This window comes from Paenibacillus sp. FSL M7-0420 (assembly GCF_038002345.1).
In the GTDB taxonomy this organism is placed as follows: Bacteria; Bacillota; Bacilli; order Paenibacillales; family Paenibacillaceae; genus Paenibacillus_AQ.
The window spans coordinates 531,039-544,678 of the sequence record NZ_JBBOCJ010000001.1; the positions used below are offsets into that span (position 1 = coordinate 531,039).

Annotated in this window: 11 protein-coding genes; 5 read left to right on the plus strand and 6 right to left on the minus strand. The window is 53.4% G+C overall.

Going from position 1 to position 13,640, the window contains the following annotated elements:
- The first annotated feature begins 119 nt into the window (after nt 1-119).
- The 4 genes from MKX51_RS02330 to MKX51_RS02345 are packed head-to-tail and all read left to right on the plus strand — an operon-like array spanning nt 120 to nt 5,760.
- Nucleotides 120-1,925, plus strand: coding sequence for an McrB family protein (locus tag MKX51_RS02330; RefSeq protein WP_340991060.1), 1,806 nt, complete (start codon nt 120-122; stop codon nt 1,923-1,925).
- Nucleotides 1,897-4,311, plus strand: coding sequence for a DUF2357 domain-containing protein (locus MKX51_RS02335; RefSeq protein ID WP_340991061.1), 2,415 nt, complete (start codon nt 1,897-1,899; stop codon nt 4,309-4,311). Before MKX51_RS02330 ends, MKX51_RS02335 begins: the two co-directional genes overlap by 29 nt.
- Nucleotides 4,312-4,368: 57 nt before the next feature.
- Entirely contained in the window at nt 4,369-5,205 is an 837-nt protein-coding gene (locus MKX51_RS02340) for a copper amine oxidase N-terminal domain-containing protein (RefSeq protein WP_340991062.1), read from the plus strand.
- Between the two features lie 24 nt (nt 5,206-5,229).
- Nucleotides 5,230-5,760: an NADAR family protein gene (locus MKX51_RS02345; RefSeq protein WP_340991063.1), complete on the plus strand. Its 531-nt coding sequence runs from the start codon at nt 5,230-5,232 to the stop codon at nt 5,758-5,760.
- A gap of 207 nt (nt 5,761-5,967) precedes the next feature.
- Here MKX51_RS02345 and MKX51_RS02350 read toward each other — a convergent pair whose 3' ends face one another.
- Entirely contained in the window at nt 5,968-6,051 is an 84-nt protein-coding gene (locus MKX51_RS02350) for a putative holin-like toxin (RefSeq protein ID WP_219214875.1), read from the minus strand.
- 749 nt (nt 6,052-6,800) lie between these two features.
- A complete protein-coding gene (locus MKX51_RS02355) occupies nt 6,801-6,998 on the minus strand; it encodes a hypothetical protein (RefSeq protein WP_340991064.1) in 198 nt (65 codons plus the stop codon).
- Between the two features lie 30 nt (nt 6,999-7,028).
- On the opposite strand from MKX51_RS02355, the gene MKX51_RS02360 reads away from it, so the two are divergent.
- Nucleotides 7,029-8,132: a slipin family protein gene (locus tag MKX51_RS02360; RefSeq protein ID WP_340995474.1), complete on the plus strand. Its 1,104-nt coding sequence runs from the start codon at nt 7,029-7,031 to the stop codon at nt 8,130-8,132.
- Nucleotides 8,133-8,196: 64 nt separating this feature from the next.
- On the opposite strand, the gene MKX51_RS02365 is transcribed toward MKX51_RS02360, so the two are convergent.
- The 4 genes from MKX51_RS02365 to MKX51_RS02380 form a co-directional block, all read right to left on the minus strand.
- The gene (locus MKX51_RS02365; protein WP_340991066.1) at nt 8,197-9,954 is read right to left on the minus strand and encodes a hypothetical protein; all 1,758 of its coding nucleotides are present in this window, start codon (nt 9,952-9,954) and stop codon (nt 8,197-8,199) included.
- Nucleotides 9,955-10,011: 57 nt separating this feature from the next.
- Entirely contained in the window at nt 10,012-10,902 is an 891-nt protein-coding gene (locus tag MKX51_RS02370) for a carbohydrate ABC transporter permease (protein ID WP_340944191.1), read from the minus strand.
- A gap of 11 nt (nt 10,903-10,913) precedes the next feature.
- On the minus strand, nt 10,914-11,876 hold the full coding sequence (locus MKX51_RS02375; protein ID WP_340991067.1) for an ABC transporter permease: 963 nt from the start codon (nt 11,874-11,876) through the stop codon (nt 10,914-10,916).
- Nucleotides 11,877-12,068: 192 nt separating this feature from the next.
- A complete protein-coding gene (locus MKX51_RS02380) occupies nt 12,069-13,634 on the minus strand; it encodes a response regulator (protein WP_340991068.1) in 1,566 nt (521 codons plus the stop codon).
- Between the last annotated feature and the right edge of the window lie 6 nt (nt 13,635-13,640).

The window sequence follows — 13,640 nt, forward strand, 5'->3', positions numbered from 1 at the left end:
TGAAGCATCAACTCGGAGAGGCTGGCCTAAGCCAACTTGAGAATCTGGCACAAGAAGAGCTGAGTAAGTACAATGCAGCAATGCAACAATTCTCTCTGAAAAAACACCTGGAGAATATTATGGAGCATTATGTTCAGGCCAAAAGAGAGCCTTTTAAGGATCATTCCTTAGGCACCCTATTACGCAGGACGATTCCATCTGAGCTAAGAGCGTTGCCTTTTCTGAATGAGGAATACTATAAGATTCAAGGCTCTATTGGGCAGGGAAAGTGGGCGGATGTACCTTGGTTCTCCATATTAGATAAACGAATTACTAGTACCACGCAGAGCGGTGAGTATGTCGTCTATCTTTTTGCGGAAGATATGAGTGCTGTGTATCTATCATTTGCTCAAGGAGTAACAATTACACCGAAGGAGAAGGGTAGCGACGATAAGTATACCTACCTACGCAATAAAACCCAAGAAATTCGTAAGCTCATTCCTCTCACCAATATGAATAAGGACGAGAATATTCAGCTTCTGGGCCATGGCCGAGGGAAGGATTATCAGGCATCTACGGTTGCTTATATGAAGTATGAACGTGGTAAAGTGCCTTCAGATGAGACTTTGATACAGGATCTACAGAGCGTAGTGGAGGATTATCGCATCTACGTTGAAGAGCACGTACTTAACGAAACGGCAAGCACCCTGGAGGTAGAGTCAGTGACAGAGTATATAGAATCCGTACCTGAGTCGATTGAAGACGCCGAAGTCCCCTCTATCCTCCACCACATCCAATCCCACATCCGCCGCCAGGGCTTCTTTTTCCCGGAGCATCTGATTGAGAACTTCTATCTGTCGCTGAAGGCGAAGCCGCTGGTGATTCTGGCGGGGATCTCGGGGACGGGGAAGACGAGGCTGGTGAAGCTGTTCGCGGAGGCGCTGGGGGCGACAAGGGATAATGGGCGGTTCAGGCTGATTCCGGTGCGGCCGGATTGGAGTGATCCTGCGGATCTGCTGGGGTATAAGGATCTGTCGGGCAGGTTCCAGCCGGGGCCGATGATGCAGGTGTTCGTGGAGGCGCGGCAGCCGGAGAACCGGCATCAGCCGTATTTTATCTGCTTGGATGAGATGAACTTGGCCCGGGTGGAGCATTATTTCAGTGATCTGTTAAGTGTGCTGGAGACGCAGGAGTGGCGGGAGGGGGAGATCCAGACCCAGGCGCTGATCTCTCCGGCTACGCTGGGGAACCCTGAGGATGAGCGGACCTACGGCGGCCTGGGCATCCCGGAGAATGTGTTCCTGATCGGGACGGTGAATATGGATGAGACCACGCACCCTTTTAGCAAAAAAGTCCTCGACCGCGCCAGCACCCTGGAGTTCAATTACATCAATCTGCAGCAGTATCCGCAAGAGACGGCTCAGGCTGCAGACGTTCCCGCTGAGCTGGCGGAGCTGAATCATCTGTTCGTCCGTTCGGATTATCTGAAGCTGGCAGATGCCTACGAGCCTTATCAGGAGCTTGTGGTGCGGACGACCGGGAGGCTGGTGAAGATCAACGCGCTGCTGGAGGATATTCATGCTCATGTGGGGTTCCGGGTGCGGGATGCGGTTTGCTTTTATATGATCTATAACGAGCGGTATGGCCTGATGGATGAGGAAGAGGCGTTCGACTGGCAGCTGCTGCAAAAGATTCTCCCGCGCATTCAAGGCAGTCACTCCTCGGTGCGCCGGGTTCTGCTGAGCCTGATGAAGGAGGCCATTGGCAATGGGACGAGCTTATCGTTCAATATGGAATCGCTCATGGAGGATGCGTCGCCTCTCTATCTGGCATGGACTGGCGGGAAGACTCCGCCTGGGCTGAAGCATCCGCAGAGCGCCCGCAAATTGGCGTACATGCTTAGGAGGCTGGAGGAAGATGGATTCACCTCATACTGGCTCTCGTGATCAGGCGGTAGAATTGCTGCGGGTGGAGACGGAGCTGTTCACGCTGTATCTCCAGGGGAAGCCCTATCATCCTACGGTGGAGACGTTGCAGCTTCATCGTTCCTCAGAGCAGGAGTGGGTGGAGGCTACGCTTAGCATCACTTGCTCGGAGCGGCTGGGTGAGGTGCAGATTAAGGTGTTCTCGCCGGAAGCGTATGGGCTGGTGGAGTGGGTGCCGGGGGAGACGGCTTTTCCTTGCTTTTATGAGACGCAGTCTTACGAGCTGGTGGTTCAGCATAAGCAGGTGGAGAGTCTTACGTTCTATCATGAGAATGTGCTGCTCCGGCAGGCGGTGAAGCCGCTGGGGGACTCGATTCTGGCGGGCGTGCTGAACTTCAGGAATGAGGTCGGGCTGACGGAATGGGAGCTTCGGGGAGCGGGGAAGATGCTGCTGCGGGTGGAGATGGAGATTTTTCCGTCGAAAATGGATTACAAGCTGGACTACCAGAACATTCTGCATGAGGTGAATGCGCAGATCTATAATCTGGCCTTCGACTTCCTGCGCCGGACGTATCAGCTCACCGGGCTGCGGGAGACCCCGCATCAGAGCCTGACGGAATTCTTCACGATCCTCCAGCACATCTTAAGGCAGCTGCTGGATGCGGTTGAGCGGATCAACAAGAACCCTAACTATGCGCTACTTCAAGAACGAAGGCTGATGGATGCGGGCCGGGTCAAGCAAGCTGGAAAAGAGAACCTCCGCGAGCTCGCCAAGCACCCTGAACGGTTAAGGGAGGATGCGAAGCACGGGTTCCTGACGATCGGTAACCGCAGCTACACGGCCACACATTTAATGGAGACGCGCAGGCACCTCGCCTATGATACGAATGAGAACCGCTTCGTCCGCTGGATGCTGGAACGGGTTCGCGGGAAGCTGAAGGAGCTTAAGCTCCGCTGGAGAGAGAATAGCCGAACCTCAGACCCCTTGCTGATGGCAAGGCTGGATTCGATGCTTAAGCAGATTGACCGGGTGCTGCAGATGGATTTTGTGCGTGAGGCGAGTGTGATGAAGCAGATGTCTGTTACACTGGTGCTGCAGATGGCTCCCGGGTACCGTGAGGTCTACCGCTTCTATCTCATGCTGCTTAAAGGTCTGTCGATCCAAAGCGATCTTCTCCGGCTATCCATGAAGGATGTCGCGCAGCTCTATGAATACTGGTGCTTCCTGAAGCTGAATCAGCTGCTTGGGCAGAAGTATAAGCTGGTGAAGCAGAATATCATCCGGGTGAACCGGAGCGGGATATTCGTCACGCTGGACCGTTCGCAAAGCGCCAAGATGGTCTATGAGAACCCGGTGAACGGGGAGGAATTCGTCCTCTATTATAACGCGATTCCGGGCACGGATCAGACGCCGACACTGAGCCAGCGGCCGGATAATGTGCTCACCTTGAAGAAGAAGGATGCGGGTCAGGTGAAGGAGTATAAGTATGTTTTTGACGCCAAATACCGCTTGAATCCTGCCTATCCAGGCACGCCCTATGAGAAAAGGTACAAGCAGCCCGGGCCGGAGGAGGACGACATCAATACGATGCACCGCTACCGGGATGCGATTGTGTATCAGGAGCAGAGCTCCGGGGAGTATGAGCGCAGCATGTTCGGGGCATATGTGTTATTCCCTTACCCGGACGAAGAGCGGTTCAAGAGCCACCCGTTCTACCGGAGCATTGAGCTGCTCAACATCGGCGCTTTTCCGTTCCTGCCGAATGCCACCGGTCTGGTCGAGCAATTCCTGGAGGAGATCATCCGTGACAGCCCGGAAAAGGCCTACGAACGCTCCACACGCCCGCGAGGCACGAAGGATTATTATGCCGATAAGCTGGCGGGCAAGAATGTGCTGGTCGGATCGGTGCGGGGGCCGGAGCAGGTGGGGGTAGCGTTGCGGAACGCTTTTTATCATATGCCGCTTAAGAATCTTGCCAGCCAGAAGCTGCTGACTCAGATCGAATACATCGCGATGTGCCAATCCCGCAAGAAGTTCATTGATCCGGCCAAAACAGGCATTCACTGGGTAGGCAAGATAGCCGATTGGCAGGTGCTGCGGCGTAAGGAGATTACAGAGGTTCTTTGCAGGCCGGGTACAGAAGAGGAGTTGTATGTCCGGTTCACCATTGAAGAATGGAAGAGGTTGGCCGACCCTATCGCGCTAGGCGGGCAAGGGATTTATACGGTGCTCCATACCAGCAAGTACATTCTCGACCGGGCCTTGGAGCTTGCCGAGCTTCGCCTGGATACGGAGGAAGCGATGCGGGAATGGCGGGAGAAGCGCCGCAAGGGCCGGGTGAAGGTGCAGCTGGATCATGAGGAGTATGTGGATTTGGGTCGGGTGGTGGAGGTAAGGAATATATGATAGAGACCTGGCGAAGCGTAGACATTTCGATTAATTGAAAAAAAGGAGAGATGAGTTATGAAACATCGCCATCGTCCATTCTTTCGGCTCGCTATGAAAGCTTTAGTTCTGCTGCTGTGTGCTGATATGTTGTCAGCCGTACATGCGGGGGCTCCGGCGCAGGCAGAACCGGTAGTGGGGAATCAGATCAGGCCGCTGCTCATTAATAACCAATATGTGTTGTTTCCAGGTAAGCTGGCGCCCTATATCCAGGCGGGTAAATTAATGGTACCTGTCCGTGCGTTTGCAGGAGCGCTGGGTGCACAGCTGACCTATGATGCCTCCACAAAGAGCTCCACGGTATCCCTTCTAGGTGAGAGTGTGGGACAGCTAAGGGCCGGGCAGGCCACAGCGGTAACTAAAGACGGCAGTACAATAGCGCTGGGGGCATCCCCGCAGTTGCGGGATGGTGTGCTGTTTGCACCCATGAACCCCATCCTCACCGGACTGAAGAAGGTGAAATGGGAGAACATGTCCAACCTGCTTAACCGCAATGTACTAATAGTGCAGGGCCGGGGTGACACAGTGCTGCCGCAGGCCAAGCCGTGGCAGAGCGTGACTCCGTTTGGAGTTGTGCCTGGGGAGAACCAGAATCCTTTTTACCCTACACTGTTGACGCAATCTGCTGACGGGAAGGGCTTCCGGCTAAGTCTCAGCGTGCTTAACGCTTCCGGGTCTGTCATCCCCAAGGGCGCTTCCAGCTTGGAGTTCGTCGCTGTGAACAGCCAGGGTCAGGCCGTCGTCCGGCAGCTTCCCGGTCCTTCGCAGCCGACTCCCAAGGCAGGGGCCTTGTCATTCACGATTAATGTGCCCACAGCGCCGGATTATGTGATTTTCAATTCACGGATCAAGTAAAAACACAAGGAGGCTAGGCCTGCCATGGACACCCCGGAACATATCCGCAAGATACACGATGAACATAAGAAGGAATGGTTATCGGCTAAGCCAGAGGCCCGTGTGATACGTTTCTATGAGACGGATAAGCCTTATGGCTGTTTTTCTAATTTTGCCAAGTATCCGATTCTGTTAAAAGGCAAAGAGTGGGCGACATCGGAGCATTATTTCCAGGCGCAGAAGTTTGCGGGAACAGAGCATGAAGAGGAGATCCGGCTTGCCAGTACGCCTATGATCGCGGCCAGGATGGGTCGGGAGCGGAATCGGCCGCTGCGGCCGGATTGGGAGGAGTGTAAGGTACAGGTGATGCGGGAAGCCTTGGTCGCCAAAGTCGAGCAGCATCCTGTGATCAAGTCCATCTTGCTATCTACAGGGGATTGCATGCTTGTTGAGCATACCTCGAATGATGCTTACTGGGGAGACGGCGGGAACGGTCAGGGCGGCAATATGCTGGGGAAGCTGCTGATGGAGATTCGGGACGGCCTGGAGAGCGAAGCAGTCACCGGAAGCTCTTAAGGAGTACGATGCGTATTTCAATAGATAACTTCATACATTTTCTTACTTTATGAACTGATTTGTGGTATAGTAAAGGCAGAAAAAACGTAGAATACAAAGAGAGCCGTGCGGCAAACACGACTCTCGGAGCAATAGCCGCTTTTAAGGGCGGTGGCTTCAAAAGGTAAACCAGTCAAGAAATAGACCGAATCCTTTGGACAGGGCGGTCTATTTCTTTTTGAGGTAATTTAGCAGCGCGATAATGAACATGCCAAACATGAACATCAGGGACAATGCTTGATAAACCTCCATTGGCGTCACCTCCCTTCCGGGAGATTAGCCGACCGCCCATATAAGCCTTTCTATTGCTCTTGCGATTATACCACGGATGGAAAATTTTGAATATACGAACAGCGCAGACTCAACCAATGGAGCCCGCCGGAAGAGTGGGCTCAGGCTAATGAGAAATTTTGAGAGAGCGGTGCAATAGGCAGAAGAAAGTATAATGAAGAAAGAGAGCCGTGCGCTAAAACGACTCTCGGAGCAGTATCCACTTTTAAGGGCGGTGGCTTTCGGAATAGCAGTAAAGAAATAGACCGTCTCCTTTGACCAGGGCGGTCTATTTTTTTGTAGTAATTTTGAATATACAAACCCCTAACCAAGCTCAAAAGCAGCCAACACCTGCTTTTGGGCTTTTTTCTGTGCCTCTTAAAATCCCCCCCTGGAAATTTATTCTTCCATCGTAATACTTCCGCCATGTTCGTTCCGCCTGATCTAAGCGATGATAGAGCCTGTAGATAACGCGGAGCGCGTTCATCCTACATCCGGTTCTTATCCGAACGGGCGTAACGAGGCGGGGATCTCTGGTGATCCCGCAGTGCCGGCATGTATGTTACGGTATCCTGTACGGTCCGTCTTCGGTAAGAGCAACCAAGGGGTTCGATTCCCCGATCGCCTTCACAGCGACGTTGGTTACAGTACTCGATTTCCATCGAGCGACTATTGAAGCACAATCAGAGTAAGGCAGCCAATGGACAGAGTCCCTGGCGGCTAGTCTAGCGCTACTGCGGCAGGGCTTTGCAATCCGTGGATACCGGCAGCAGGGAAGCAGGGTAGAGTGGGGCAAGGACAGAAGGGAACGAAGGCTTACTGAAGTATAGGTTAGCTTCTGACCTCAGGCAGTCCTCCCGGATCTCCCGGCAGACGGCCTGTCTCAAGCGTGATTCCGTCCGGGTCCGCAGCGGGATTCTGTCATCCATTGGTCAATCATGAAGGGGGTAATACATATGATGTTGAAGCCAATCACGATTCAAGCGGACCAGCGCGGTCTGCTCTTTCATAAGGGAAGCTATGTGAAGCGGCTGCTGCCGGGAACCTACCGTTATTTCTCATGGTCGCAGCATACGGTGGTGGTATTGGATATTGCCAAGCCTTTTAACGCCGGCGGGAAGGACCTGCAGCTGTTCTTACAGGATGATGAGCTCCTGCGGGAGCTGGATGTGGTCCGAGTACAGGATCATGAGAATGTGCTGCACTACGAGGATGGTCAATTCATGCAGCTGCTGAAGCCGGGGATGTATGCGTATTGGAATCTGCTGAGGAAGCATACCTTCGTTCACACGGACATCCGTGTGCCGGAGCTGCCTGCCGGCATTGACCGCTCGATCATCGCGCGGCTGACACCGTATGTGCAGATCTGCGAAATCGCCAGCCACGAGCAGGGCTTCCTGTTCTATGATCATACACTACAGCGGGAGCTTACGCCGGGGAAGTATTATTTCTGGAAGGGACCGGTCTCGGTGCTGACCAAGAAGGTCGATCTGAGACAGCAGCAGATGGATCTGCTTGGCCAGGAGATGATGACCGAAGATAAGGTGACGCTGCGCCTGAACTTCGTCTGCCAGTACCGGATCGTAAGTCCGCACCGCGTGCTGGAGATGAAGGATTTCGATGAGCAGATTCACATCCAGCTTCAGCTCCTGCTGCGGGAGTATGTCGGGACGCTGAGATTGGACGATCTGCTGAAGCGAAAAGAGGATGTGGCCTCCTTCATCCTGGACCGGATCCGGGAGAAGGAGGAAGAGTTCGGGGTGCGCTTCCTTGGGGCAGGGGTGAAGGATGTGATTCTGCCGGGAGACATGAAGGACATTCTGAACACCGTGCTGCTCGCTGAGAAAAAAGCCCAGGCCAACCTGCTGACCCGCCGGGAAGAGACAGCCTCGACGCGCAGCCTGCTGAATACGGCGAAGCTGATGGACGAGAATCAGACCCTGTTCCGGCTCAAGGAGCTGGAATTCCTGGAGAAAATCTGCGACCGGATCGGCTCCATCTCGGTTACGGGCGGCGGCGATCTGCTGGAGCGGTTAAGCTCGCTCATCGGCAGCAATAAGTAGACCACTTAAGATATAAGTAAAAGACGCCCGGGAATGTCTCCCCGCAGCGTCTTTATTTGTTGCCTTATTGATAAGTTCCAGTATACTTCGGCGATACCAGCTTAGTGCCGGTGGCTTCTTTGAGTTCCTGGACGCGAACATTCTTCGCGGCTTCGATATCCTTCAGGCCCAGCTTGTCAAGGGTGGCGAGGGCTTCGGTGTAGACGGATTCGAATTCGGCTTCACTTTTGGCGAAAATGATTTTGGGAACGATTTGTGCCCAGTAGACATTGATCTTCGCTTCAGCATTGGCTTCCTTGGAGCCGGGCTCATAGGCATCGAACAGGTTGCCGGAATCCATAACGTCATTGCTGAACATATATTTGGCTGTGCCGGAGAAGAGCTTGTCCATATATTCGGTCTGCTCGGTCTTTTCGGCTTCTTTGACATCCTTCAGCCATACCTCATTAACCATCCACCAGATGGAGTCGAAGCCCCATTTCTTGGAGGCGGCGTTCCAGTCCTTATTGATCGCTTCCTCAATCTCGGCGTTCAGCTTATATTTGCCGTCTGCCGTTACCGTGAAGGTCTCGCCTTCCTTACCGAAGCTGTTGACGGTCTGGCCATGCTCGCTGTACAGATACTCCAGGAACTGAATCGCACGGTCCTGCTGCTTGGATTTTTTGTTAATGAAGGTCAGGGTCCAGCCTTTGTTGAGCGATCTGCCGTATTGCGGCAGCGTGCCTTCCTTGGACTGAATCGCGTCAACGGTTACATATTTCGCTTCCTTATCCGCTTGATAGAGATTGTTGACCGGATCTTTGTAGTCGGCATAGCTGCCGATCTTCATGAAGATCGAGCCCTGCGTCATTTTCTCCGCAATCTGGTTGTGGTCGCTTGTGAAGTTCTCCAGCGATAGCAGATCTTCCGAATACAGCCGGTTGACGAACTTCAGCACGTTCTTGAATTCGCTGGTGCGGCGGACATCTGAATAAGAGCCGTCCTCGGTCTCGCTAACGGCGCCGAAGGAGCCGCTCAGCACGCCCAGAGAGTCGTTGATATATTTATCCTTATCGTCCAGATAGACCGGAATGACATCCATGCCGTTATATTTCACCCCGGCGGCCTTCACCTTCTTCAGCGCTGCAATCAGGGAATCCTCCTGCTGCAGGTCTTCCATAGTAATGCCAAGATCGTTCATGATGTCCTGGCGGACCAGAATCTGGCCATTGGAGCGTTCATTGTAGAACTTCTTCACCCCGGGATACTGATCCAGCATCTCCGGAGATACATAGTAGTTCGGAATGGAGTAGAGATTGCCGTCCGGCTGGGTGTACCAGTCCACCATGGATGGCGGCAGAATGGTCGTCAGGTACGGATCATACTCCTCCATCAGCTTGTTAAGGGGAGCCACCGTGCCGCTGCTCATCAGCGTCTGGATCAGTGAGTTGCTGTTCCAGCGGTCCAGCGTGATAATGTCGGGCAGATTGCCGGTAGCCATCATCACGTTGAATTCGGAGTTCACATCATTCCCGGCGAGTACATAATCTACGCTGACGCCGGTCTCCCCGGTAATAAGCTTGTCTACATAGTTGTTCTGTGCATCCCATTTCTTGGAGTATCCCGGTACGCCTACATACCAGGACAAGGTGGCAGGTGCCGTGTTAGATTTCCAGCCGGGTTCTGAGGATGTCGCTGCATTCGCGCTTGCGCCTTCGCTGCCGGCAGCCGCTGTAGGTGACGGGCTGGCTTCGTTAGTGGCGTTGCCCGCTTTGGAGCAGCCGGTTAATACGAGTGTCAGACTGAGACAGATGGATAATAAGGCCGTTGCTGTTTTCTTCATTTTTTTACCCCCAAGTTATCATCGTAAGCTATATGTTCATCCCACCTTAAGGCGGATTTATCCTTTGACAGAGCCAATGAGCATGCCCTTGATGAAATACTTCTGTACAAAAGGATAGATCAGCACAATCGGGAGCGATGCGGCGACCATGGCGGAAAGTTGCAGGGTCGTTGTCGTGACGGTACTGTGCGATGTGCCGACGTTGCCCGACATATTAGCCAGCAGTAAAGCGGCTTCTGTGCTTTGAACCAATTTCAGGATATAGAGCTGGACCGTCTGCAGATGATCGCCGAACGTATAGATCATGGCGTCATAATAAGCGTTCCAGTGGCCGACGGCCGTGAAGAGTGAGACCGCAGCGATCACGGGCTTGGACAAAGGTAGAATAAACTTGAAGAATATGGTGTATTCCCCCGCGCCGTCGATTTTGGCGGATTCGATCAGTGCTTCCGGCAGCTCGGCGAAATAGGAGCGGAACAGAATCACATTCCAGAAGCTGAACAAGGCCGGAATAATGAACACCAGGAAGTGATTGTACAGCCCCAGCGAGTTGATCAGAATGAAGAACGGAATCATTCCGCCGCTGAGGTACATGCTGCTGAGCCCCAGCATAGAGTAGAATTTCCGGTATTTCAGGTTCCGGCGGGAGAAAGCGTAAGCGAACATAGCTGTAAACACAATATGGGTGAACGTACCGATCACCGTCCGGGCGACGGTAACCCCGAAGGCCCGGATCAGAGCGCTGTCGCTGAACAAAGCGCTGTAGTTGTCCCATGTGAACTGCCGGGTGAACAGGTACACGCCGCCTCTGGCGTAGTCAGCGCCTTCATTGAAGGAGCCGATTACGGAATACCAGAACGGATAGAGCGTAAATACAATCAGAATGAGCATAATCAGAACATTGCAGGCATTGAACAGCTGTTCACTCCATGAGCGATCCTTAACCACAAGCGTACCCCCTAGAAGATTCCTCTTTTTGTTATTTTTTTGGCCGTGAGATTGGCGAGATAGAGCAGGATGAGCGCGATGACCGTCTTCATTAAGCCAACAGCCGTAGCGTATTCCATACGGAACTCCCTTAGCCCCACCTTGTAGACATAAGTGTCAATGACCTCACTGTTATCAATATTCAGAGGATTCTGAAGCACGAAGAACTGGTCGAAGCCGCTGTTCAGGATATTACTAATGGAGAATACGAGTAAAATGACAATCGTGCCGGTAATAGACGGCAGTGTAATGTGCCAGATGCGCTGGAAGCGCGTGGCCCCGTCCATGTAGGCCGCTTCATACATTTCTTGATCAATGCCCGCAATGGCGGCGAGATAGAGAATGGCACCCCAGCCCAGCTCCTTCACGAGATTCGTCAGCACGGCAAGCAGCCAGAAGTAGTCCTTTTCCCCAAGGAAATGGATCGGCTCGGAAATGATCCCAAGCTGCAGCAGCACATAGTTAACGACCCCGCTGCTCGGCGACAGAATGTTGATAATCAATCCGCCGAAGATGCTCCAGGAGATGAAGTGGGGCAGATAAGTGACCGTCTGCGTTAGCTTCTTGAAATGCTGGGAGGTCAGCTCGTTGAGCATTAGCGCGAACAGGATGGTCAGGGGGAAGTTGATGAGCAGCCCCAATAGATTGATGCCAAGCGTATTGCGCAGCATGTTCCAGAAGTTGATATCGTTCACGAACTCCTTGAAGTTAGCCAAGCCGACCCACTCTGCCGTAAAGATGCCTCTGATCCCTGTGACGATGTTATATTCCTTGAAGGCAATCAGTACCCCATAGAGCGGAATAAACGTAAATACGAGAATGAATATAATACCGGGAAGAATCATCGTCTGAAGCGACAGCTGATCCTTGTTCCGGAAGTTTGTGCTTGTGCCCGGGGATTTGCGCGCCGCAAGCGTAACCTCTGAATCTGTCATCTGGCAACCTCTTTTCTCTTGTGCTCATCCAATTGTAAGCGGATTAAGAAAGCGATAACAGGATTGGAGGTTATGAAAAGGTATCATTATTCATCCTGATCAGACAAAAAGCCCCTCATTTCGCGTCAGCGAAACGGGGAGCTTGCCGTCATGAGGCAGAGTGGGGCGGAAGAATCACCGCTTAGGTTGAATTCACCGGGATTGCTTCTGGAATTCCTTCGGACTGACCCCGAAATAGCTTTTGAAGACGCGGGAGAAGTTCTTGGGGTTGCTGTAGCCGAGCTGCTCGGATACTGTGTGGATTTTGACATTGAGTCCGCTGAGGGCCTGCCTGGCGTATTCCATCCGCTTCATCGTGACATAATCCTGGAAGTTGACCCCGGTGCTGTCTTTGAACATTTTACTGAAATAGTTATAGCTCATATTACAATAATTGGCGATAAAAGCCATGTTGATGCCGTTCAGCAGCTGCTCCTGCACATAGGTCTTGGCAATCTCCACTACATCACCGCTATGCACCAGACTTTCGCGGGCTTCGATCATGTGCAGGATGCAGGACTTGAGGTACAGCCGCAGGGCCTCGCTTCGTTCGAAGGTAGAGAAGTCGCGCTTCTGGCCGGGAATCCAGCCGATCGTGTGCAGAATGATATCGTAATTGTGGCGAATGCTGCTTATGCTGCTGCTCTTCAGGGCTTCTTCGTTAAAATAATGCTGGATCAGCGGGAGCACCTGCTCCCGTCGCCCCATATCGATCAGCTCCACCAGCGTTCTCAGATGCTCCGGCTTGATCCGATTGTCTTCCTTGTTCAGTGTGTCCTCGTACACAATAAGGCTCTGGCGGGGGGTGATCAGCTTATACTGAAGCGTGTCCAGCGCACTCTGATACGCATACGCCAAGCCGCTTGTGCGGCAATCGGACTCAGCCGCGCCGCCTGCCGCTCCCTGAGCCGCACCATCTGCGCAGTGGACCGCAGCACCGACGGCAACCGCGGCGGAGCCATCCGCCAAGAATGGCTGGAGCAGCTTGCGTATGCCGCCAGCATCATAGAGCTGATCATTATAGTTGAGCCAGAGGACCAGGTCATTATGGCGATTATAGAAGGGGAGCAGCGTAAGCTGGGGCTGCTCCCAATCGGCGGCCAGCAGAAGGTGTTCCCAGTTGCCGCTGGCGGAAGGCTCGTGCGGAGCCGGTTGACTCACGGAGACGATGACCGCCGCAGTGACAGGATGAGGGAAGCGGCAGCCCAGCTCATCCAGTACGGCATGGATGGCGTCATGGTCATCCGGGGCAGTGTGCAGAACCTGATTCATGCTGCGGCTGGCTTTCTCCAGCAGGGCCAGCTTGTTCTCGGAATGGCCTTCAAGGTCCTGCTGCTGCTCTTGCTGAAGCTCGCGCACCGTCTTGTTCAGCACCTCGGCAAGGTCGCCCGAATGGACGGGCTTCAGCAGATAGTCGCGCACGCCCAGCTTGAAGCTCTCCTTCACCAGATGGAAATCATCGTATCCGCTGATGACGATGATCTTGTGGCGCTGGTGCCGTCCCTTAAGCGTACGGATCATCTCCAGCCCGCCCATGCCGGGCATATTGAGATCCGTCAGCACGATCGGCGGTTCTTCCCGCGCGATGACCTCCAGTGCATCCGCGCCATCGCGCGCGGTCAGCAGCGGGCCGATATGAGGCACCTTCAGGTACTCGATAATATCCTGAAGACCTTCGCGCACGATTTGTTCATCATCTACGATCAACAGCTTGTACATCCCTGT

What these genes read in the sequence shown, in the direction of transcription:
- MKX51_RS02330 (WP_340991060.1), top strand. Translation starts at nt 120, where the DNA reads ATGGAGCATTATGTTCAGGCCAAAAGAGAGCCTTTTAAGGATCATTCC.
- MKX51_RS02335 (WP_340991061.1), top strand. Translation starts at nt 1,897, where the DNA reads ATGGATTCACCTCATACTGGCTCTCGTGATCAGGCGGTAGAATTGCTG.
- MKX51_RS02340 (WP_340991062.1), top strand. Translation starts at nt 4,369, where the DNA reads ATGAAACATCGCCATCGTCCATTCTTTCGGCTCGCTATGAAAGCTTTA.
- MKX51_RS02345 (WP_340991063.1), top strand. Translation starts at nt 5,230, where the DNA reads ATGGACACCCCGGAACATATCCGCAAGATACACGATGAACATAAGAAG.
- MKX51_RS02350 (WP_219214875.1), bottom strand. Translation starts at nt 6,051, where the DNA reads ATGGAGGTTTATCAAGCATTGTCCCTGATGTTCATGTTTGGCATGTTC.
- MKX51_RS02355 (WP_340991064.1), bottom strand. Translation starts at nt 6,998, where the DNA reads ATGGATGACAGAATCCCGCTGCGGACCCGGACGGAATCACGCTTGAGA.
- MKX51_RS02360 (WP_340995474.1), top strand. Translation starts at nt 7,029, where the DNA reads ATGTTGAAGCCAATCACGATTCAAGCGGACCAGCGCGGTCTGCTCTTT.
- MKX51_RS02365 (WP_340991066.1), bottom strand. Translation starts at nt 9,954, where the DNA reads ATGAAGAAAACAGCAACGGCCTTATTATCCATCTGTCTCAGTCTGACA.
- MKX51_RS02375 (WP_340991067.1), bottom strand. Translation starts at nt 11,876, where the DNA reads ATGACAGATTCAGAGGTTACGCTTGCGGCGCGCAAATCCCCGGGCACA.
- MKX51_RS02380 (WP_340991068.1), bottom strand. Translation starts at nt 13,634, where the DNA reads ATGTACAAGCTGTTGATCGTAGATGATGAACAAATCGTGCGCGAAGGT.